Source organism: Segatella oris (genome assembly GCF_900637655.1).
Taxonomy (GTDB): domain Bacteria; phylum Bacteroidota; class Bacteroidia; order Bacteroidales; family Bacteroidaceae; genus Prevotella; species Prevotella oris.
The window spans coordinates 1,209,083-1,233,148 of record NZ_LR134384.1 but is presented as its reverse complement, the minus strand read 5'-3'; the positions used below and the strand labels follow the sequence as shown (position 1 = coordinate 1,233,148).

Below are 24,066 nucleotides of genomic sequence, written 5' to 3'. Positions count from 1 at the left end.
ACAACAAAGAAATGAATGACAAGAAAATGATTTGGGGACATATTGTCGGCATCATCACCGTACTATGCTGGGGCGGCACATTCATCAATACGAAATATCTTATCATGGGAGGTCTGAAACCTCATGAGATATTCTTTTTGCGTTTCCTTATTGCCTACATCTGTATTTGGTTTATTTCTCCCCGTCGTTTGTTCTGCAATCATTGGAAAGACGAGGCCCTCATGGTGCTTATCGGCATCACAGGAGGTTCACTTTTCTTCCAAGCCGAAAACATGGCTGTGGCCCTGAGCTATACAACGAACGTGTCATTCATTGGCTGCACGGCACCACTTATCACCACCTGCATGGCTATCGCAATGGTGAAAAGCGTCAAAGCTGACACTCGGCTCGTTCTGGGTTCATTGATTGCACTTGCCGGAGTGGGCATAGTTATCTTCAATGGCCAGTTTGTTCTCCACCTCAATCCACTTGGCGACCTGCTTGCCTTGTTGTCTGCTATAGCCTGGGCGGTCTATAGTCTGCTGATGAAGCGGGCTTCCTCACGCTATGGTGCCGTATTCATCACGCGGAAAGTTTTCTTCTATGGACTCATAACAATACTTCCCATGTTTGCCATAGAGCCATGGACATTCCCTTTCCACGATTTCCTTAAGCCCACCATCTGGCTCAATCTGCTTTTCTTGGGCTTTGTGGCATCATTCGTCTGCTTTGCACTTTGGAGCTGGGTTATCCGCAAAATCGGAGCCATGAAAGCCTCCAACTACATCTATCTCAACCCAATAACGACAGTCATTGCCAGCGCAATATTCCTCGATGAGCCGATGACAATCATGGCCTACGTGGGCAGTGCGCTCATTCTTGTGGGCGTATATGTATCCAACCAAGCAAAAGGAATCTGATGTTTTCCTTTGAACTTTGAGGTTTGAATATTGAAGTTTGGTGATTACTATCCTTCCACTGCAATAACACATATTATAAAAATCAATATTCAAATCTCAATCTTCAAATACTAAAAGCTCCTTCCTCAACGTTTTAATAGCATACTAACCATAGACATTAAAGTTCAGAACTCAATCTTTAAAGATTACAATCACATGAAAACAAAAATTATTTCAGCAGCCATTCTTGCCTTGGGCATCATGGCATTGGGGCTTTTCATCAAAGGCGGTATCGACAACTATGCTAATAAAGACCGCAAGGTGAGTGTGAAAGGATTGGCCGAACGCGAAGTTGCAGCAGATAAAGTGACATGGCCTATCGTGTCGAAAGAACTTGGCGATGATCTGCCGGAACTGTATAACCGCATAGCCATGAAACAGCAGAAAATCAAGAAATTCCTCATCGGTCATGGTATACGGTCTGAAGAAATCACGGTCAATGCCCCAAAAGTAATAGACCTCAGCGCCGAACAGTATTCGAGTAACGACCGTCCCTACCGCTATAATGTAACATTGGTCATCACGGTTACATCGCGCAATGTGAACCTCGTAAGAGGTATTATTGCGCGTCAAGGCGAACTGTTGAAGCAGGGCATCGCCATTGTTGCAGGCGACTACGACACCAACATCAGCTACGAATATGTTTCGTTCAAAGCCATGAAGCCCCGCATGATGCAGGAAGCTATCGCCAATGCAGAGACTACAGCGCAGCAATTTGCCAAGAACAGCCATTCAAAACTCGATAAAATCGTGAGTGCAGACCAAGGCCAATTCAGTATTGAAGACCGCGATTCAAACACTCCTTATATCAAGAAAGTGAGAGTGGTGACCACCGTGACCTATTCGCTGAAGGACTAAACGCCCCTTTACTCCAGTCTCTCCTTTTTGTTTTCAACTCAACGGAGGGGCTTTTTTAATTTTCTTCAGATACGCTGTCGGGTAGTCTCCAAACACTTCCTTGAAACTCTTTCGGAAATAACTCACACTGTTCATGCCAACGCGGAAAGCTGCATCGCTTACCGAACAGTTCTCATTGAGCAGTAAACGTTCGGCATATTCCATTCGGTAATGACGGATATACTCGTTTGTACCAATTCCCGTGAGACCTTTCATCTTGCGATAAAGCGTTGAAGTGCTCATGTTAAGAGCATCTGTCAGAAGACTGATATCAAGGTCATCGCCGATGTGCTCATCGAGCAGTCGGTTCAATCGGTCAAGGAAAGCGCGGTCTTTCTCTCCCATCGCCTGCATCAGAAGTTCATGTTTCTGTTGCAGGCTGTCAGTCCCGGCTACAGGTTTAGCACGGAAAACAGCCAACAGCCGTTGCCGCTGCTCAACCAAATTATGCACACGAGTCCTTAATAAAGAACTGCTGAAAGGCTTCGTCAAGTAAGAATCGGCCCCCGACTCATAGCCTTCTTCCTTTGCCTCATTGCCGTCTTTTGCCGTAAGCAGGATGATTGGCACATGACTTGTACGCACGTTTTCCTTTACTTTTCGACAGAGTTCGTTACCATCCATATTCGGCATCATGACGTCAGAAATAATCATATCAGGGATAATCTCCAACGCCATCTGCAATCCCTCTTGCCCATCAGCAGCTTGCCTTACATCGAAATCATTGGCAAACACATCGGCAATATAAGTTCTGATGTCAGGATTATCCTCAACGACAAGCAGGATTTCGCGCCCGTCATGCTGTGCAACCTCTTTCGGTTCAACATCCGAAAGAGGCGCTTTCTGCACTTCACCATGCAAAGCATTCGGATAAACTTCATCTTCCTGAAGACGCACGATAAACGAAGAACCTTTATCAACTTCACTATCCACAAGGATCTCTGCTTCATGCAAGGCCACAAGGTTCTTCACCAAAGCCAATCCTATGCCCGTTCCTGAAGCTTGATGAGCACCGTTCTCCTGATAGAAACGGTCAAAGATGCGGGGCAAGGCAGCTTTCGAAATACCGTGTCCAGTGTCATGAACCCCAATTTCTACATATTTCTTCCCCTCTGTTTCCACGCGATCTACTGACACTGTGATACGTCCTTGATCGGTATATTTTATGGCATTCGACACCAAGTTGTCTACAATGATGTTTACAACCTCCTTATCATGATAAACAAGAATGGAATTATCATGAGCTTCAAAACGGATTTTCACAGCATTCTTTCTATTCAACTCCTCGTATTTCAGTTCCACTTCATGCACCGTTCTGACGATATCATCTCTGACAACACAGAGCCTTCGGTTGTCAGTCTCTGTTTTCCTGAATTCCAGGATCTGACCAATGAGTTTCTGTAATCGATGTGCACTGTTGCCAATCACTTGCAGTTTATGCCGCATTCCATCGCTAAGTTCGCTGTTTCGGGCAAAGTCTTCGAGAGGGCCGATAATCAGAGTCAGCGGCGTTCGGAGTTCATGTGTGATGTTCGTAAAGAAGCGCAGACGCTCATCATTGAGTTCCTGTTCATGCTCATGTTTCTTCTTTTCGGCTGCAAGCAGATATTCGAGTCGCATTTTCCGCATATAGAAACGAAAGCCCAAGAACAGAAGAATAAGCGCCAACATCGCATAAACGAGCTTTGCCCACCATGTGAGCCAAAGCGGTGGATTGACGGTCAATTCTAACGAAGTCAACTGCTGTCCCCACTCCTGATTGTGCAATCGGCATTTCACCTCAAGGCGATAGCTGCCATATGGAAGGTCGCTGAACGTGATATTATTATCTTCCGTAATCTGCCATTCGCTCTGCAATCCTACGAGCCGATAGCCATATTCAATGCGCCCGAGCAAGGCATAGTTGCGCACATTGAAATGTACGGTAAATGTGTTTTCGTCACTTTGCAGACTTACCTCCTGCTTTCCAATGAGGTTCAGCGTACTGTCTTTCATGAAAGTTGCATCATACGGGATATCCACAGCAGTCACAAACACCTCCGGGGCCTGTCGCCTGACCAGTACATTCCGCGGATTAAAGCAGGTGAGTCCCTTCGTACTGCCGAAATAGAGCATGCCCGAAGCACTGACAGCTACGCTCCCCGGATTGTAGTTTCCCATGGCTACATTGTCGCGGTAGTCATAGTTGACGAAATAATCCTTGCCCCGTTTCATGCAACTGATACCCTTATTCGTGCTCACCCAAAGGTTTCCCTGCTCATCTTCTGCAACAGCCCGAATATGAAGATTGTTCAAACGGCTTGCCGCAGCATAGGTAGTGAAAGCACGAACATCACCTTTAGGAAAGGAAACAAGCCCCTCACCCGTAGCACACCAAATGCATCCGCGTCGGTCAGCAATAACGGCATTCACTGTGTTCGATGGGAAGCCCTTGGGTTTCGTCAGCTGTCTGATGAGCCTCATCCGACTGTCATAGACCAACAGTCCACTGCCAAAAGTACCTATCCACATACGTCCCAGACGATCCTTGACTACAGAACGAACTAAATTATTCTTCAGATTATAATGCTTTATCACTTTCTGCGTGTTGATATCAACAACATAAAGTCCCTTGCTTGTGCCTATCCACATATGCATTCCGTCTTCAAAGAAACAGCGGACATCCTGCATTTCATCAAAGACTTTCCGCATACTGCCACCTGAACTCTTGACATAGGCATTGTCAGAAAAGGCTCCTATCCATATATTTCCTCTGCTGTCGCAATGGATTGTCTGTATCGAACGACCGGGAAGTTCTATCGGAGCAGCCACACGCGCCATGTCTTTATCAAACAAGTTCAGGCCGTCACCATCCGTTCCTGCCCATAACAAGCCGTGATGATCAACCGCCAGCCCCATTACCGACTTTGTAGAAAGATGATAAACAGGGTCTACCTGACCGTAAGTGACCAATTTAAACAAAGGCTGTTCTCGGCTGATGAAGTCGATACCGGCCCCATAAAGACCTAACCACACATTGTGATAACTGTCTTCAAGCATGCAGCGCACACTGCTTCCACCAAGATGTCCGTTACCCTCTCCTTCTGAAATATAGTCAAACTTGAAGTTTCCAAACGACTGACCGAGCGACTGGCGAATGTCTACAATGACCACACCACCCAACTCGGTAGCCAACCAAAGTCGTCCGTCCGACATCTGCTTTATCTGGAAAACGGGACGTGTGGTGCCACGAGGATCGGCAACATGGTGGAATTTTCCCTGCAGCGGATCGAAAAGATCGAGTCCCTTATTGGTGCCCACCCATATCAATCCGTTTGCACTCCGAAAGACACAATGCACCTCATTGCCCGATATGCTCTGCGGATTTCGGTCATCATGCCGATAATTATAGGCTGCACGGCTCTTCACATCAATGACAGAAAGGCCATCATACACATGCCCCACATAGACCATTCCGTTACCTGCATCGAAAGCTGTCCACATCTGATTGGAAACCAGTCCTCGTACGGTTTTCTGATTGAAATGGTGGAAACGCTCTCTTTTTCGGTCGAAATATTCGAGTCCTGCCCAATAAGTTGTGAGCCAAAGGTTATTATCTTTGGCCAACGATAGCGAAGTAATGTCGTTTGTGATAAGGCTATGAGGATCGTTGGCACGATGCTGATAGCATGAAAACTCATCGCGGTCGTAGTCGAAGACATTAAGTCCTTCACGCTGAGTCCCTATCCACATCTTGTTTTCCTGTGGGTCATCAAGCAGACAGTTCAATTCGTTTGCCGTGATGCTGTTGCGATCTTTCACATGATAATAACTGAAAAAGCGCGATCCGTCAAAGCGGTTCAACCCCTCTTCTGTGGCAACCCAGATGAAACCATACTTGTCCATGGCCATCTGCATCACGTAGTCGCTTGAGAGTCCGTTGGTCACATCAAGTGATTTCACCATGAAACGCTGGGCCAAAGCGTGAGTCCAAAAGCATGAAACCAACAGGGTAAATAAGATTGTTCTTTTCATCATAGAAGATTGGATTGCGCAACAAAGGTATGACTTTTTTATGAAAACAAGCATAGAATAAAACAGATATACATGCAAAAAGCCTGTCCTCAATCCTGCTCTAAAGAAAGAGTGAAACACCACGGCATTCACTCTTGTTTCTCATTTGCGTCATATCACGCTGTAATCTGAGTCAAATGACGACGTAATCTGCGTCAAGTTATAACGCAATCTGAGTCAAATCACGAGGTAAAATGACACAAACTACAAAAGTTCAACATAATCTATTTTACACTTGGAACAGAAGAAAACGTTCAAAAAGATACTCAAATACACCATTGAACGATTTGAACATCATTTTGAACGATTAGAGAATAGCAAATATGTTACAAAAGATTAAATTTGCAGATAATAACATAAACCATCAAAACAAACCTATTATCTATGACAACAAAATTTCGTGTACGTTGGCTTTTGCTAACAATGTTGACGGTATTTGCCGGTCTTTGTCTCACCTCTTGCAGCAGTGATGACGACTATCCTACTGTTGACGGCAAAGCACCAACATTAACATTAAATCCCACAAGTATTAAAACCGAACCCGGACGCAGCTTCACAATCAAGGGAGTGGCTAATGATGCCGACGGATTGAAATCTATCAGATTGGTCAACAAAAGCCTTTATCTCGACAAGACGATTGACTTTCTGACCTACTATCCCGACACCTTGCTCCATGAATACCAGCTCAGCTATGCCTATCCAGGCAATGAAGCATGGAGCGAAAACGACACGTTCCCCATTGAAATCACCGTAGAAGACGTGGGAGGAAGAACTACCACGCAGACCGTGACTGTCACCACAAACGGCGACTTCAGTAATCCGGTCTTCACTTCGGTACCTTCTTCAGAACTGACCGTACTGCTGCAAAATCCTAAGTTGTCGTTAAACACCACTGTCAGTGACAACAAGAACTTGGGCTACATCCTTGTTTCTATTCCCGGACTCAGCATTCATGACAGCATTCCTATAAGTGGAAAAAGCTATCAGTTGCAGAAGGAATACAATATTCCTGCAAATGAAGCAAGCTATGACATGACGCTTACCGTGGGAGATGCTGAGGGTAATACCACTACGACAACAAGCAAAATCAAGGTGAGTGACCTACCCGATTTCGAGAAACTCTACCTTGCCGATGTGAATGATGCAGCCGACCTCAGCACTGCACTCTATGGTGTTCCCATGCTCATTGAGCACACAGGAAAGTATCAGTATAAAGCACATTATTATAATAGTAAGGTCGGAACACCTATCCGTTTCATTCCACAAAAGACTGATTTCCAACCTATCTGCTTCGGTGAAGACCCGGCAACAGGACTGCTGACCAGTAATCCTTCAGTAGCAAAACCTATCATTCTCGACAAGACGGGCTATATTGAGATTACTTTCAACACCGTTACGGGAGACTATGACATCCATTCTTGGACACCAACAACAGCGAGCATGGTGCTTGATGGCAGCAAGAAAGTTGACTTTGGTGACGGTTCCGGTGAACAACCGGCACAGATTTGTTTAGCAGGAGAAGGGCTTCCAGGTGTAGGGAATTGGGTGACTAATCCTAACACAGGCGTCTTCTTACTGAAGCAGGACAAGGGCAATCCTTATCGTCTCTATGCAGAAATGAAGCTCAAGAAAGGCACAAAGATAGCCTTCACCATTACCCAGACACACTGGTGGGGCTGGTGGCCCGAACCATACTGGCGTTTTGACAACTCTGGAATGAATGAGAAAAACGTCCTGAACGGCGGTGACAACATGAAAGCCGTTATTGCAAAACAAGATGGAACCTATCTCTTCGAGTTCGACTATGCCCTGCTGCGCAGCCGTATCACACTCGTGAAATAAAACGAAACACCTAATAACACAGTTTATAATTTATGAAAAGATCTTTCTTTATATTATTGGTTAGTCTCTTTGCACTTAGCCTTCATGCTCAAAGTGTAAAGATTACGGGCAAGGTAATGTCCTCTGCTGACAACGAACCACTGATTGGTGCTTATGTCAAAGTACCTGGTACATCTATCGGAGCAGTTACCGATATTGACGGAAACTTTGCTATAACAGCCGATAAGAATGCCACCATTGAAGTTACTATGGTGGGGTATAACACTCAAAAGATTGCTCTCGGCGGCCGCACATCGCTGAACATTACGCTAAAAGACGCTGTCTCTGACCTGAACGAAGTGGTCGTTATCGGTTACGGTGCAGTGAAAAAAGGCGACCTCACCAGCAGTATTTCTGCTATAAAAGGTGACAAATTAGAGAAGCTGAGCACAGGTAATGTGATGAATGCCCTGCAAGGTCAGGTCAACGGTGTGCAGATTAGCAACTCCGGAGCGCCTGGAGCTTCACCTCGTGTTATTATTCGTGGTGTCAGCACGATTAATGGTTCTGATCCTCTTTACGTTGTTGACGGCATGCCTGTAGGTACGAATATCAACTTTCTTAACCAAAATGACATTGAGAGTATGCAGGTATTGAAAGATGCTTCTGCGGCAGCTATCTATGGAACACGTGCCAGTAACGGTGTCGTTTTGATTACCACCAAGAAGGGAGCAAAGGGCGAAACCAAGTTCACGGCATCTGCAACAATAGGTTTTCAGACACTGAGCAAGCCTGATATTGCAAAAGCCTCAGAATTTGAAAAGGTATTCAAAACCCGCTATACCAACGATGGTCAAACGGCAAATTATCATGGCATTGAAAATATCACCGACGCTCAAGGTACTGATTGGTGGGATGAGACACTGCGCAATGTAGCCCTTCAACAGAACTATAATGTCGACTTTACAGGTGGTAATGACAAACTGCTTTATTCTGCAAGTATCGGCTATTTCCGTCAGAACTCACAGTATAAAGTGGGGGAATGGCAGAAACTTACTGCCCGCTTCTCTATGGAATACAAGTTTAATAACATTGTAAGAGCAGGCGTAGACTTCACTCCAAAATACGAGAATTGGATAGACACACCAAATCTAATGGGAGCTATCATGGCCATGGATCCAACTACTCCTGTCATGCGAGAGCAAAGCACATGGACCTCAAATCCCTATAGCAACTACGCCCGTTCGAACAACAATCAGGAATGGAATCCTGTAGCTTCGATGAACAGACTCGATGCTCACTCTGATGAATACGGTCTATTAGCAACACCATATCTTCAAATCTGTCCTATTGAAGGGCTTACTTATCGGACACAGTTCGGTGTAAATGCACGTTTTCGTCTTAGCGACAACTATACCCCGAACTTCTTCATAGACAACCTTGAGCAAGCCGAAAAGAGCAAAGCAAGCCGTAAAATGGAAAATTGGGTAGATTGGAACTGGACCAACACGCTCACTTACATGAAGACATTCAACAAGGTTCACAACCTCAATGTCATGGTGGGCTACACGATGGAACGTTTCCAAGACTACTATCTTGATGGTAGTCGTGATGAAATTCCATCCAATACAGCCACCATGCGCTATGTTAGTGCAGGTACAAGCAATATGCAAGTGAGTGGTAACAACGCTTATTCTTCACTCATTTCATATCTTGGCCGTGTGATGTATAACTACGATGAGCGCTACTATCTGACAGCTTCCCTGCGTCGTGATGGTTCATCTAAATTTCCCACTGGCAACAAATATGCCACCTTCCCAGCTGTCAGCGTAGCATGGCGCATAACAGGTGAGGAGTTCATGAAACAACAGCATATCTTCGATGACCTAAAGCTTCGTCTCGGTTGGGGTAAGGTTGGAAATCAGAATATATCCAATTCTGCCTATACAAGTTCCATTGCTACGACGCGCTATGTCTTTGGACGTGACGCAGCAACCGCCATAGGTTCTACTATCGGTTCTATCGGCAATGCCAATGTGAAATGGGAAACTGTTGAAGATTACAACATCGGTCTCGACATGTCTTTACTCAACAACCGACTTAAAGTGACTGCCGACTGGTTTACCAAGAAGAGTCATGACATGCTCATGAAAAAAGACAACTTGCTTATTCTGGGCTATCCTATGTGGAATGGGCAAATGTGGGAGAATATCGGTTCAATGAAAGCAACGGGTTGGGAACTTGGTATCAACTGGCAAGACCAGGTGGCTGATCTCAACTATGGTGTCGGTTTGAACCTCAGTTCTACGCGCAACAAGGCCATTAACTTGAATGGGAACTACATCTATACAGGTGGAAGAAATGGAGACTTCGTTATTCGTAATGAAGAGGGGAAATTGATTTCACAGTTCTATGGCTATATCGTTGATGGCATTTTCCAAAACAAAACCGAGGTAACTTCCTACACTGACGAGCACGGAACACCGATGCAACCCAATGCACAGCCTGGAGATTTTCGCTATAAAGACATCAACCACGATGGCAAGATTAATGAGAAAGACAAGCAATATATCGGTAATCCATTCCCTGATTTAATGATTGGTCTTAATCTCAATGCTGCATATAAGGGCTTCGACATCCTCGCTCAATTCTATGGAACCTTAGGAAACGACATCTATAACCTCAACCGTGAGCGCTATTTCGGCACAAACGGCACCAATGTTTATGCCGGAACACTCGACAAAGCATGGCATGGTGAGGGCACAAGCACGGAGTTTCCACGTCTAAGTGTCAACGATAGCAACGGTAACTTTACCAAACCATCAACTTTCTTCGTAGAAAACGGTTCTTATTTCCGCTGCAAACTCCTACAAATTGGCTACACACTGCCCAAGAATGTGATAAAGAACGTAACAATGCGCGTTACATTAAGTGCACAGAACCTCTTCACATTGACAAAGTATACAGGTGCAGATCCAGAGACAGCCTCTATGGGTGGCGTAACCGAAGCAGGTATAGACTGGACCGGTTATCCCAACCCGCGTACCTTCCTCATTGGTATTAACATGAACTTCTAACCTTTAACACAAATTGAAATCAATATGAAAAGATATATATTAGAGCTGACTTTTGCAACAGCCTGTGCCTTTTCACTTTCCAGTTGCTCTGATTTTTTAGAAGAACCGATCCTTGGTCAGCAGGGTATGGACAATTACTTCACTACTGAAGAAGAATGTGCCAAGCAGGTTATTGGCTGCTATCAGGGTATCGCTTGTGACGACTGGTGGCAAATCTACAAGTTCTACAATGCTTCTGAAATGTGTACCGATGATGCATGGATGGGCAATACAACTCAAGATGCAGGCGACTATCGTCACCTTACCATGTACACTGGCAACACCATTGAGGCAGGAAATGCCTGCCAAAACTTCTGGCAATACCGTTATAAGGGCATCCTGCAATGTAATATTGCCATTCAGAAGATACCGGGACTCACCTTTAACAACGAGACTTATAAACAACGTCTCCTCGGCGAAGCCAAGTTCCTCCGTGCCTATCAATATTTTGAATTGGTGCGCAATTTCGGTGGTGTTCCATTGATAAAAGAACTCAAGATGCCAAATGAAATCAAGGGAATTACCCGTGCATCTGTAGCGGATAGCTATGCCATGATTGAGCAGGATCTGCTTGATGCCATAGCAGTTCTACCTCTACGGTCTGCTCAAAGCAGTGCTGATATAGGGCGTGCCACCAAAGGAGCAGCCCAGGGTTTATTAGCAAAAGTCTATCTCTATCAGGAAAAGTATAAGGAAGCGGAAGCCCAATTACAGGCAGTTATCAACAGCAATGAATATAAGTTGCTGCCTAACTTCGGTGATGTTTGGAGCATGGATCATAACAATAGCGAGGAGTCTTTGTTTGAAATCCAGACCTCTGGCGAAATATCTTACAATCTCGGTCAACGCTATTCAGTTGTTGTAGGCTCACGTGATGACTCAGGATGGTCATGGGGATTGCCTTCAAGTTATCTTGAAAAAGCTTTCAAAGATGAGGGTGACGATATCCGTCTGCTGTGGACTATTCTGCATCATAATCAGACTTACGTCCCCAATGACAATACTTGGAGTGCTACAAATCCCTACATTATAACACCTTCAAAGCATAAGAGTGCACGTTGTAATATGAAGCTTTACATTCCAATGGCAAAGCGTGTGAAACCTTATGATGCACCACATGTCGCCCTCAACTACCGTCTGTTACGCTATGCCGACATTCTGTTGATGTATGCAGAAGTAGAGAATCAGTTAGGCAAAGACACAGAAGCGCAGCAAGCACTCAACCAAGTGCGCAAGCGTGTGAACCTCGCTAACGTCACTACCACAGGCAAACTGTTGCGTGATGCTATTCGGAAAGAACGCCGATTAGAATTAGCTTTCGAAAACAACCGACTCTACGACCTGCGCCGCTGGAAAGATGATAATGGTAAAGCAGCTATTTGTAATGTCATGGGACCTAACGGATCATGGGTTATCTACAACACGAAAACCAGCACCGATCAATACGAAAAGAGTAATCAGAATGAGTCAAGCAGCGAAGGTTCTGCCTTCACAGAGGGGCGCGATGAACTCTTCCCTATTCCAAACTCAGAGATAATCCTTTCTGGAGGAAGTATCAAGCAGAACCCAGGATATAACTAAGAATAAACGAATTCATCCCAAATACCTCTTCCTACCTTTTAAAAAGAGATAATGATTACAACTCTTTCAAGGGGCTGGAAGAGGTCTTTAAGACCCAAACAATACAGATATGAGAAGATGCTATCTATATGCCTTAACGCTGGCTTGTATCACATCATCCTACGCTCAATCCACTTTTAACATTGCTATCAACCCTAATACAAAGTATCAAACTATTGCGGACTTCGGTGCATCCGATTGTTGGACTGCTGAATATGTAGGACGTTATTTCAATGATATCCAGAAAAAACAAGCTGCCGAATGGCTTTTCAGCAAAGATATTGAAAGTGATGGTAAACCCAAAGGCATCGGCTTATCAGCCTGGCGTATAAATCTTGGTGCAGGAAGTGCCGAACAAGGTGTAGCAAGTAATATTGCCGATGAGAGCAGACGTGTTGAATGTTACCTCAACAGCGATGGTACTTACAATTGGAATAAGGCCCAAGGGCAGCAGTTTTTCATGCAACAGGCCAAGCAATATGATGTCGAGCATTTCGTACTTTTCTCCAATTCCGCTCCCGTATACATGACAAAGAATGGACTCGCCAACAACAAGAACAATGCTTCCAACGCCAATCTGAAGGATGATGCCTATAATAAATTCGCCGAGTTCCTGGCCACTTGTGCTGAGCATTTCACCGCAAAAGGTTATCCCATTACTTACATTTCACCCGTCAATGAGCCGGCTTTCAACTGGACAGATGGCCAGGAAGGTTCGCCCTGGCAGAACAAAGAAATCAGCAAGTTGGTACGTGAACTCGACAAATCACTCTCAAACCACAACCTCTCTACACTAATCATGACTCCAGAAGCAAGTTCTTGGAACCGCACTTATCAACACGCCAACGACTATGGCGGACGTGCTTCCAATCAGATAGAAGCCTTTTGGAATCCTGCCAACGCCGATACTTATATCGGCAATCTCAGCCATGTTGCCAAAATTGTTGCAGGTCATGACTACTGGACTTTTGGGAGTAACAACGCTTTAATAACGACACGAACCAAGGCTTTGACCGCTGCACAAAAATATGGTTTACAGCTGATGCAGACCGAATGGAGTATGCTTGATCGCGAACCTTCTACAGAAACAGGCTTCCCTTCGTCATATGATGCTGCCTCAGACATGGATATTGCCCTCTTTATGGGTAAACTGATACACATCGGACTCACACAAGGTAACATGATTTCATGGTCATACTGGACCGCCATGGCACAATCACGCTACTCACAGAAAAACCGTTTTGAACTGCTTCGCCTCAACGCTACAGGCGATAACGGATATGAAAGCTACGGTGACATCAAGAATGGTGGCACTGTCACCGCAACCCCTAACCTGTGGGTTTTAGGCAACTTCAGCCGTTTCATCCGCCCAGGTTACCGCCGTATCTCACTTGCAGGAGCCGATGATATCAATTCCCTGATGGGCAGTGCTTACCTTTCTCCCAATGGCAAAGAAGTAATTGCAGTGTTTGTCAACATGAAGAATGTGGCCAAAGGTATCAAGATGAACAACGACAGCTTCGTGCAGAATGTCAGCTCTGTCAAGGCATACATCACCGACAAAGACAACAACCTGACGCCCGACCTGTCGTTTACCAATCTGACGACACGCAATATTATCAAACCTCGAAGTGTTGTAACATTAGTATTCAACCTGTCAGTTCCTATGAATGTCAAAGCTATCCAAGCTGACAAGTCCGCTCAACAGGAAGGCATTTTTAATCTCTGTGGTCAGAAGGCGGCAAACTCTTCAGCCGATATTGACAAACTTCCCGAAGGCATATATATCATTAACGGCACAAAAATCTCCAAATGAAAATCCATAAACTTATATTTGCAGGGACTTTGAGCCTGTGTATTTATGAAGCAGTTTCAGCGCAAACTTCCACCTATCGTATCATGACCGACAGGCCCGAACAGACCATTATGCACTTCGGAGCATCTGACGCATGGAGCATGAAATACGTAGGATTGTGGCCCAAACAGCAGCAGGAACAGATTGCCGACTGGCTTTTCAGTACCCAAAATGATGCCAACGGTCAGCCACGTGGCATTGGATTGTCAGTCTGGCGCTTCAATCTTGGCGCAGGAAGTGAGGAACAAGGTGACAGTTCACACATCAATCTACCGACACGGACGGAGTGTTTCCTACGCCCTGACGGTACTTATGACTGGACCAAACAACAGGGACAACGCAACTTCCTCAAGTTAGCCAAGGAGCGTGGTGTACCCCATTTCTTGGCTTTCATGAACTCTGTTCCTGTTTATTTCACGAAAAACGGTTGGGCCACAAACACAGGGCGAGGGGGCACTATCAATCTGCGTGATGATGCATATAACAAGGTTGCACGCTTCACGGCTAACGTCATGCGAGGTATTGAACAGCATGACAGCATCCATTTTGACTACCTTTGCCCTGTCAACGAACCCGATGGACACTGGAATTGGATAGGACCTAAGCAAGAAGGCTCACCTGCCACGAATGCCGAAGTAGCACGTTTAGCCAAAGCAATCAGCAAGGAATTCAAACGTCAACGCCTGCAAACAAAGATTATGGTCAACGAAAGCAGTAACCTCTTATGCCTTTTGAGAACGCACGAAACAGATTGGCAACGTGGCTATCAAATCCGCACTTTCTTCTCAAAAGACAGTACACGAACCTATCTCGGAGATTGCTATGGCATTCCAAATGTTATCATGGCACACAGCTATTGGACCAATACACCTGTCAAAGAGATGCGCCGTATTCGTGAAGAATTACGTGACACACTGCGTCATTATGGACTACGCTACTGGCAAACAGAACTTTGTATCATGAACAATGACGAAGAAATAGGTGGCGGACATTACTTTGATTATTCCATGCGCACAGCGCTCTATGTGGCTCGTGTCATTCATCACGACCTCGTTTATGGCAATGCCGAGAGCTGGTCTTGGTGGAGAGCACTCGGTGGCGACTATCGCGACGGACTCATTCGGGTATTGAGCAACGACGGCTGGAAAAGTGGAAAAGCCATTGACTCCAAACTTCTTTGGGCCTTGGGAAACTACAGCCGCTTCATCAGACCTAGTGCCAGACGCTACGACATGCAGGTTTTCGATACACAAGGTAGCCTCATCAAGGACGGTGACACCGAACCTTACGGACTTATGCTGTCGGCCTACAAGAACCAAGACGGCAGTTGGGTCGTTGTAGCTATCAACTATTCAGAAGGCACTCGCACGATAAACCTACCCTTACCCGAAAGAAAACCTGCGTGGAAACAATATCGCACATCAGACGTAACAGGCGAAAATCTTCGTCCTGTAGGTGTCACCAATGGCCATATCACCCTCGAACCGCAATCCATAACGACATTCATCACACCATAGACATGAACAGAAAGTTTCACATCAAAACTATCATTGCCACATTGGTTCTAAGCCTTGCCACGCTAACGGCACAGGCTCGCGGTGGCGATTTCACGGTCGGCAAGAACACATTCCTGCTTAATGGGCAGCCTTTTGTGGTCAAAGCAGCCGAGCTTCACTATCCCCGCATCTCGCGTCCCTACTGGGAACAGCGCATTAAAATGTGCAAATCGCTCGGCATGAACACCGTTTGCCTCTATGTCTTCTGGAATATCCACGAACAACAAGAGGGACAATTCGACTTCACGGGCAACAATGACGTGGCTGCTTTCTGTCGTATAGCTCAGAAAAACGGCATGTATGTCATCGTGCGCCCTGGTCCTTACGTGTGTGCTGAATGGGAAATGGGAGGACTTCCCTGGTGGCTCTTGAAGAAAAAAGACATCCGACTGCGCGAAGACGACCCTTATTTCATGGCACGTGTAAAGGCTTTCGAGGCAGAAGTGGGGCGCCAGTTGGCCCCGCTGACCATACAAAATGGTGGACCAATCATCATGGTGCAAGTAGAGAATGAATATGGTTCCTACGGCGTAAACAAGAAATATGTGAGCCAAATTCGCGACATCGTGAAGGCTTCGGGCTTCGACAAAGTAACGCTGTTTCAATGCGATTGGGCCAGCAACTTCGAGAACAACGGACTCGACAACTTGGTCTGGACGATGAATTTCGGCACAGGTTCAAACATTGATGCACAGTTTAAGCGCCTCAAAGAGCTACGCCCCGATGCCCCACTGATGTGTTCTGAATTCTGGAGTGGCTGGTTTGACAAGTGGGGAGCACGTCATGAAACGCGCCCGGCAAAGGCAATGGTAGAAGGCATTGACGAGATGTTGAGCAAGAATATCTCCTTTTCGCTCTACATGACTCACGGAGGAACCTCCTTCGGTCATTGGGCAGGAGCCAACAGTCCGGGCTTTGCACCCGACGTTACGTCCTATGATTACGATGCCCCTATCAACGAATATGGCCATGCTACGCCTAAGTTTTGGGAACTACGCAAGACAATGCAGAAGTACAACGGAGGCAAACCGCTTCCCAAGGTGCCTAAACCGGCAGCACTAATCATCACGATTCCGAAGATGACACTGACCGAATTCTGCCCGCTTGACTTAGGGATGAGTATGCCAACAATGAGCCATGACATCAAGAGTTTTGAGGAAATGAATCTTGGTTGGGGGGCAATGTTCTACGAAACCAAACTTCCTCAAATTGAAAAGTCAAGTCGGTTGTCTCTCAACGAAGCACACGATTATACACAAATCTTTATTGATAACAAACTCATCGGTACCATAGACCGCACCAAGAATGAGAAAAGCATCATGCTTCCACCCGTAAAAAAGGGGACAAAACTAACCATTCTTATCGAAGCTATGGGGCGCATCAACTTCGGACGGGCCGTAAAAGACTTTAAGGGTATCACTGAAAGTGTGACTATCCACACTGAAATGAATGGGCACGAACTAACCTATAATCTCAAAAACTGGGTTATTGCACCTATTCCCGACAGCTATCAAAACGCACAACATGCATTCGATAAACTGAATGAAACCTATCGTTGCTTCAGTCCTATCAACTTTTCCTCGCAGTCTATCGGCTATTATCGCGGTTACTTCGACCTGAAAAAGGTGGGCGACACGTTCCTAAATCTTGAACAATGGGGCAAAGGTCAGGTCTATGTCAATGGTCATGCGCTCGGTCGCTTCTGGCGTATCGGGCCTCAACAGACACTCTACCTTCCAGGTTGCTGGCTGAAGAAAGGACGCAATGAAATCATCGTCATGGATATTGTCGGCCCGAAAGCGCCCGTTGTTTGGGGACAAGACCAACCTGAACTGAATAAACTGCAGTTGGAAAAGACCAACAAACACAATAATCAAGGTGACCGCCCAGACCTCAACTCGGCCCAACCTGTGGCACAAGGAGAACTCGTTGCTACTGACCTCTGCCAGACCGTACAATTCGATTGCCCTGCCAAAGGCCGCTACATCGCCATAGAATGTCAGAACGTTCATGGCAACAAAGACTATGTCGCCATAGCCGAACTCTACGCCCTCAATGCTGAAGACTACCGCATCTCACGCGATTCGTGGTCTGTAAAATATGCAGACAGTGAAGAAGAAGACGGTAATCACACGGGAGATAAGGCTTTTGACCAACAGGAAACAACGTATTGGAAGACACAAGAAGGCAGCTCTTTCCCCCATTTGCTCGTCATAGATCTTGGTGAAGTGCAAACGCTCACGGGGCTACAAATCCTCTCTCGCACCGAAAAAGAAACTCCGGGAGCAATGAAAGGATATAAGATTTATGTATATTAGCAAGCAAGTTGGGCTGTAATATGCCCCTTATAGGATTTCCTACAGATAAGGCAGGGTCGGCGCATCCACGCCAACCCTGCCTTTGGTTTATAAAGAATGGTCATACGGTAACCGTCATCAGCCAGTCTCTTTTCATATCAACCGAAGTGCAAAGACTGGGAAATAGCTGCCTCTTTTGCAATCTCCCTTCTTAACATCATGGTTTCCTCAGTTGGTCTTCTTCGGCATTATATTGGGCAATCCTTCTGATTCTTTCTTGGTTTTCGACAGCACACGCAGGCAGATATAGCCCATATAGTCTGTGCGGAAACCAGTTTCCTTCACCTCAATAACATACTCATAACCTGGTTCATAGTCCAGATTTTCAATGAAAGTGGGACTCCAAGTGCTGCCTGAAGGTGTTTTTACATAGTACAACCTTGTTGGTTGTCCCTCGCCATAGGGCAGAACTACAGTCTTTGATGCCACAGTAAAAACTTGTTTTTCTTCGTCATCAGACGAACATGCACTTGACAATAAAGCTATCATCACCGAAAGCAATACTAAGGAATAATATTTTTTCATACTTTTTTAATTTAGAATTGAATACCACGTACGCTCAAGTCGCTCTATTCCTGCTTGGCTTGAAGATATAGATTCAAATGTGTCTTCTAATTTATAATAATCTATATCTGCAGGAATTATGATATATTTAAGTTCACTCCCAGTATTTAATGGACCAGACGTTGTTGTTTGATTCTCTGTATTAAATCTCGCAACTACGAGACGCGGATATTTCAATTTTAGAGTCAAACCGTCTTTTGATGTAAATGAAATTGTATTTGTATAGCAATAATAATGATCAGTAGGACTTTCATTATTTGGATCATCTGCATTTGATATTTTCACAGATAGATTTATTATAGGACCATATAAAAAGTTTAATCCTGCTATATCACCTGCAGAAAGATGGTCTCTTTGCTTTTCAATATACTTCCCATTTTTTAATAACATAACATCACTACCATCTTTACTTCCATCTTTACTATCATACATCATAATTGATTCCGTATCCAAAGTCCCCAAATCATACCCATTTTTATCACGCTTTTTGTATTGGTATCTAATATTCGAAGTAGGAATCATATTTTCCCAAAGGATAGTTATATAGTCATCCCTATCCATTCTACATTGCTCGTGATAAAAACCCAAACAATGCATTAATTCATGAATTACATTACCTTTAATATATCTATATTTTTCTAAATGAATTCTATTAAATCCATTAGGGTTCATTCCTATATAGTCTGAATATAGGCCAGCAGCATTATCAACTCTAATAACTATTTTGTGCCTATCTTTTGAAGAGGCTCTCACAAAAGTTATATAGCAGTTTTCTGATATAGTTTGCATAGCATCATTTATCATAGATAAATCTAAATTATCAAGGTTACCTTCAATTTCATAAGGGACTTTATTATATGGCCAGAAATGTAAATAGTCGCCTATGACAGAAGATCTTGTTCCCTTATGGTTCATGAGGGAGTCTATTAAATTCCTTGGGAATACGATATCATTTACAAAAAATGTACTATCTTGATCCATAAAAACCTTTAACCCATTATTAAGCGTAATGGTGGAAACAGTTCCTTTTGGAACATATCCCTCTGAGTAGAAATTTGTTTTCTCTACTGTAGGAGTGGCAAAATCTTGCTCATTATTACAAGAACAGAACATCACTATTCCTAAGAATAAAATCAACAGCTTCTTCATATTATTTTCATTTTAGATTATTAACAATACAAAATTATACAAAAAAAACGATTAAAGCAAACTTTTTTGTTAAAAAAAGATGTTTTAACGTTAATTTAAATAAGTTGAAATGCAAGGAACTTCTATAACTAAAACAGTAGCTTGTAGTAATCAGTAACTCCTAAATTCGGGTTTCAAAAGTTTAATATACAAATGCTTGCTACATAAAAAATAAAGCATTATATTTGCCAATAGTACACAAAGAAGCAACCATATCAAGGGAAGAATTAAATCAGATTAGATACGTCATAGCCTTCATTAGCGAGTTTGCCAGGAAGTTTAATCTTGGACAAAAGCAGGCTTTCAACTATCTGAAACGCTTTAAAGGACTGGATTATCTCTATTCATTCTATGATGTCTTGCACACGCAATCATTCGAAGACGCCATTCACGATATATCCATTATCTGCCTGCGCAATGGTGGAAGACTGCAAAACTACAGACAATGATACTCTATCATGACACTGACTGAAGGACAAATAGAGATAATGAAAGAAGACATAAGCGCCAAACTCATCTGTCTGTTGATGCAAAACTGGCACTTTTCACAACAAGAAGCCGTGGACATACTGTACAACTCTGACACGTTCAACAGGCTTCAAGACGAACAAACAGGCTTATTCTATCAGAGTGCAGGCTACGTGTACTCCTATCTCCAGCAGGAATTGACAACCGGAGACTACCGCCGTTAACCACTCTCCAGCAACTCTCTGTCTGGCAATATATCCTGTATTAAATCCATATCAGCTACGGAAAATGATTATTTCTGTATGCAGGAAAATCCTATTAAACGTTTCCTTTTCTCATGCTTTCAAGCCTCATGATGAACAGTCTTTTTGAGAAAGCCATGAAAGTGCTATGAGAACGGTTTGCAATATGCCTCATATTACACGGTAATCTGACTGAGATTACAAGGCAAAGTGACTGAGATTGCACGATGAAATGACCCAAATGAGAACACAAGTACTATACTGTTGATTTTCAACACGTTAGGATTTACATGGCATAAAGAGACACTGTCAGTGGTGCCGGGCCATGGGATTTCGCGAAAGAAGAGTCGAATGGGGAGATTGAAAGAAAGAAACTGATGCGCCTAAGGGATAATTTCACAGGGCAATCATCATGGGTTTAGGAAACTTTCACTATCTTTGCAGTGAACATTCAAGCACTGATGATGATAAAAGCTCTATTCTTTGATGTTGACGGAACATTGGTTTCGTTTCGCACACACACGATACCCCAATCGACCATTGATGCGCTCACGGAGGCAAAAGCCAGGGGCATCAACATCTATATCTCTACAGGACGCCCTGTCTCGATTATCACAAACATCGGTGCTATCAGCCATCTCATCGACGGATATATCACGGCCAACGGCGCCTTTTGCTTCATCAACCGCGACGGAGAACGCAAGGTTGTCTGCTGTCATGATATCCCTATGCCCGAAGTCCGACAGATTCTTGATGCAGCCTTACGTTGGGAACGGCCGGTGGTTGTCGTAGGAATTGACGACATTGCTATCTACAACTACAAGGATATCGTAGACAAAGTGTTTCGAAAGGGGCTTGGAGTCAACACCATTGACTACGACAAACCCGCAGAAGAGTTACTCGCGAACCCCATACTTCAGCTTACTCCTTTCATCTCTGAAGCACAGGAAGCAGAACTTATGCCGAAGGTAAAGCACTGCATTTCAGGGCGGTGGTGTGATGATTTCACTGATATCACACACGTGAAAGCCGACAAAGGACAAGGTCTTTTGGCCATAGCAGCCCATGAAGGATTGGCTATCAGCGAGACCATGGCCTTTGGTGACGGAGGCAACGACATCAGTATTATCCGACAAGCCGGCATTGGCGTAGCCATGGGAAACGCCCGGGAAAGCGTGAAAAACGTGGCTGATGACGTAACCACTTCTGTTGATGATGACGGCATACGCAATGCCCTTATCGCCCATGGCATTATCAAAGGAGATGCAAAAAAGGCTTAAATGCTTGGAAACATCAAGGGGATTTTCTACTTTTGTCAAATAAACATTAAAAAGATAACATATGAAGAAGAGTATTATCCTCGCAGCAATCGCCCTTTCGTTTGGACTCACCGCCTGCAATCAACAAAAGAAAGTAAAGGCAGAAATGCCTACTGCCGAAATGCAGGAAGAACCGGTAGACACAGCTTTCATGCAGGCGAATGCCGGCGAATACAAAAGCTATGACGGTGGAAAGTCAATCACTTTGAAAGCCGACGGAACGGTGGAATGCAAGAACACGAAATATGACTATGATTCATGGGGAGTAATGGAAAAGAACGAAAGTCAGGCTTCCTGCCGACTCAGCCGCAAGGGTATTGACCGTCCAATCTCCGTCAGCGTATTCATGGATACCCATGAACATTCCATTGTTGTTGACAATGAAACGTTCAGAAAAGCAGTTAAAAAGAAAGAGAAATAAATCAGAAACAGAGGGTCAGACCGCTGAAAACAACGGCGTCTTATCTGCGAATGGGCAGACAAGACGCCTTTTAAGATCATCAAATGAAATATGTTAATGAAACTGTCCGCCGTCAAGACAGACTGATGGACGAGGCACGTGCCATTGAATTGCTCAGCACTTCAGAATATGGTGTACTAAGTATGGTCGACCAAGAAGGAACAGCTTATGGCGTTCCTCTAAACTTTGTGTGGGACGGTGAGAGTTCCATTTATATGCATTGTGCACCTGGAGGTCGCAAATTAGAGGCCTTGGAGAAGAACCCCAACGTGAGTTTCTGCATCATTGGCAACGTAAATCTCCTGCCCGGTAAGTTCACCACGGAATATGAAAGCGTGGTACTGAAGGGAGTAGCTCATATTCATCTCACCCCCGAAGAACGCATGGCAGCCCTTTTGAAATTAGTAGATAAACTTTCACCCGACTTCAAAGCACTTGGTGCCAAATATTCCCAGAAATCTTTCCACCGTGTGAATATCATCCGCATTGATTTCAGTGAGTACAGCGGCAAATGCAAACATGTGCATACCGCAGACTGAAAAGGGAGATACAGACCAAGCTCTTATTTTGCGAGAGAAAGGCCATGAGCATTAAACTTGAGGTTTCTTTTCACAAGAACAGGTGTGCCTCCTCTGGCAATGCTATATCCATGACAAATCAACATGGGCTTGCCTTTCACTGTATAGACGGCACAATGGCCCACGGCTTCAAATTCGTTTTTGTCTCCTTCAAACAGAATATCACCGCCACCTTTCAGCATATCGCGCCCGTGACTGTCGAGATAAGGCCCCATAATCTGCCGACTCCGTCCCACAGCAATGCGATATGTGCTTTTCATACCTTGGCAACAATAGTCCCAACTCACAAAAAGATAATACCAACCTCGATGAAAATAGATGAAAGGGGCTTCTATTGCATTCGGTCCGGCCTCATCTGAAGTGGGATTATCTGCCACGTTTGGATGGGTCGGTGCATAGCGGCGGGCTATCGTAAAGGGCCGCTCTCCTGGAGCAACATGCAATGAACTGTCAAGACGCACAAGTTGAATTCCGTCCCAAAAGGAACCGAATGCGAGCCAAGGTGTACCATCTTGGGCAACGATAACATTGGGATCGATGGCATTCCAATTGTCTCTGCCGCCTCGGGAAGCAAGAATACAACCCTCATCATGCCACGGCTCATCGCTGTTGAGCGAAGACTTGGAGAGCAATCCGATAGCCGACGTGTTCTTGCCAAAGGAAGAACAGGCATAAGAAAGATACCAACGACCGTTGAACTGAATGATGTCGGGCGCCCAGACATGCTGTGTAAACCCGGGAACAGAGTCGCGAGTCCATTGTGGAATGTCTGTAATGACGCCTTGACGACAGCCTGTCCAATGCTTCATATCATGGGATGTGTAGTGGCTGAGGCCATTTCCTGTGGAGTAAAGGTGGTAGGTTCCGTTTTCAAAAGCCATGACGGGATCGTGAACGGAGGGTGTATCTACAGCGAAACTCCTCATTGATTCCTGCCCGTAAGCAGCCACCGCACACAGCAAGCCACAAGTCCAGGACAACGTCCTGAACCCTGTGGCTATGCTATGAAGACCGCATCGGAGTTGAAACTTCAT

General features: G+C 44.8%; 17 protein-coding genes. 13 read left to right on the top strand and 4 right to left on the bottom strand.

Annotated elements, in window-relative coordinates:
- Positions 1-11: 11 nt before the first annotated feature.
- Together EL210_RS04960 and EL210_RS04955 are read left to right on the top strand one after the other, a co-directional pair.
- Positions 12-899 (top strand): DMT family transporter, encoded by an 888-nt coding sequence (locus EL210_RS04960; RefSeq protein WP_018919822.1) that lies wholly within the window; start codon positions 12-14, stop codon positions 897-899.
- A 195-nt stretch (positions 900-1,094) separates the two neighbouring features.
- The gene (locus EL210_RS04955; RefSeq protein ID WP_018919823.1) at positions 1,095-1,796 is read left to right on the top strand and encodes an SIMPL domain-containing protein; all 702 of its coding nucleotides are present in this window, start codon (positions 1,095-1,097) and stop codon (positions 1,794-1,796) included.
- 33 nt (positions 1,797-1,829) lie between these two features.
- Here the strand turns inward: EL210_RS04955 and EL210_RS04950 are convergent, their stop codons facing one another.
- Complete coding sequence (locus EL210_RS04950; RefSeq protein WP_018919824.1) at positions 1,830-5,852, bottom strand: hybrid sensor histidine kinase/response regulator transcription factor; 4,023 nt, start codon at positions 5,850-5,852, stop codon at positions 1,830-1,832.
- 420 nt (positions 5,853-6,272) lie between these two features.
- On the opposite strand from EL210_RS04950, the gene EL210_RS04945 reads away from it, so the two are divergent.
- From EL210_RS04945 to EL210_RS04920, 6 genes are all read left to right on the top strand, one after another.
- Positions 6,273-7,730, top strand: coding sequence for a hypothetical protein (locus EL210_RS04945; protein WP_025879618.1), 1,458 nt, complete (start codon positions 6,273-6,275; stop codon positions 7,728-7,730).
- Between the two features lie 32 nt (positions 7,731-7,762).
- Positions 7,763-10,786 carry a SusC/RagA family TonB-linked outer membrane protein gene (locus EL210_RS04940; protein ID WP_026285903.1) on the top strand — a complete coding sequence of 1,008 codons (3,024 nt, stop codon included), beginning with the start codon at positions 7,763-7,765 and terminating at the stop codon, positions 10,784-10,786.
- A 24-nt stretch (positions 10,787-10,810) separates the two neighbouring features.
- Positions 10,811-12,406: a RagB/SusD family nutrient uptake outer membrane protein gene (locus tag EL210_RS04935; RefSeq protein WP_018919827.1), complete on the top strand. Its 1,596-nt coding sequence runs from the start codon at positions 10,811-10,813 to the stop codon at positions 12,404-12,406.
- Positions 12,407-12,515: 109 nt separating this feature from the next.
- A complete protein-coding gene (locus tag EL210_RS04930) occupies positions 12,516-14,261 on the top strand; it encodes a glycoside hydrolase (RefSeq protein WP_018919828.1) in 1,746 nt (581 codons plus the stop codon).
- Positions 14,258-15,817 carry a glycoside hydrolase gene (locus EL210_RS04925; RefSeq protein ID WP_018919829.1) on the top strand — a complete coding sequence of 520 codons (1,560 nt, stop codon included), beginning with the start codon at positions 14,258-14,260 and terminating at the stop codon, positions 15,815-15,817. The genes EL210_RS04930 and EL210_RS04925 overlap by 4 nt, the downstream gene beginning before the upstream one ends.
- Positions 15,818-15,819: 2 nt before the next feature.
- Positions 15,820-18,174 carry a beta-galactosidase gene (locus EL210_RS04920; protein WP_018919830.1) on the top strand — a complete coding sequence of 785 codons (2,355 nt, stop codon included), beginning with the start codon at positions 15,820-15,822 and terminating at the stop codon, positions 18,172-18,174.
- 207 nt (positions 18,175-18,381) lie between these two features.
- Here the strand turns inward: EL210_RS04920 and EL210_RS04915 are convergent, their stop codons facing one another.
- On the bottom strand, positions 18,382-18,738 hold the full coding sequence (locus tag EL210_RS04915) for a DUF4377 domain-containing protein (RefSeq protein ID WP_004371324.1): 357 nt from the start codon (positions 18,736-18,738) through the stop codon (positions 18,382-18,384).
- Positions 18,739-18,744: 6 nt separating this feature from the next.
- Entirely contained in the window at positions 18,745-19,926 is a 1,182-nt protein-coding gene (locus EL210_RS04910) for a M12 family metallopeptidase (protein WP_018919832.1), read from the bottom strand.
- A 251-nt stretch (positions 19,927-20,177) separates the two neighbouring features.
- Here EL210_RS04910 and EL210_RS04905 point away from each other — a divergent pair, with 251 nt between their 5' ends.
- The 5 genes from EL210_RS04905 (at position 20,178) to EL210_RS04885 (ending at position 22,993) form a co-directional block, all read left to right on the top strand.
- Positions 20,178-20,414: a DUF3791 domain-containing protein gene (locus EL210_RS04905; protein ID WP_025879617.1), complete on the top strand. Its 237-nt coding sequence runs from the start codon at positions 20,178-20,180 to the stop codon at positions 20,412-20,414.
- A gap of 9 nt (positions 20,415-20,423) precedes the next feature.
- Positions 20,424-20,657 (top strand): hypothetical protein, encoded by a 234-nt coding sequence (locus tag EL210_RS04900; RefSeq protein ID WP_018919834.1) that lies wholly within the window; start codon positions 20,424-20,426, stop codon positions 20,655-20,657.
- Positions 20,658-21,136: 479 nt separating this feature from the next.
- On the top strand, positions 21,137-21,955 hold the full coding sequence (locus EL210_RS04895; protein ID WP_025879616.1) for a Cof-type HAD-IIB family hydrolase: 819 nt from the start codon (positions 21,137-21,139) through the stop codon (positions 21,953-21,955).
- 61 nt (positions 21,956-22,016) lie between these two features.
- Positions 22,017-22,415 carry a hypothetical protein gene (locus EL210_RS04890; RefSeq protein WP_018919837.1) on the top strand — a complete coding sequence of 133 codons (399 nt, stop codon included), beginning with the start codon at positions 22,017-22,019 and terminating at the stop codon, positions 22,413-22,415.
- 83 nt (positions 22,416-22,498) lie between these two features.
- Entirely contained in the window at positions 22,499-22,993 is a 495-nt protein-coding gene (locus EL210_RS04885) for a pyridoxamine 5'-phosphate oxidase family protein (RefSeq protein ID WP_018919838.1), read from the top strand.
- Positions 22,994-23,016: 23 nt separating this feature from the next.
- Here EL210_RS04885 and EL210_RS04880 read toward each other — a convergent pair whose 3' ends face one another.
- Positions 23,017-24,066, bottom strand: coding sequence for an arabinan endo-1,5-alpha-L-arabinosidase (locus EL210_RS04880; RefSeq protein ID WP_025879615.1), 1,050 nt, complete (start codon positions 24,064-24,066; stop codon positions 23,017-23,019).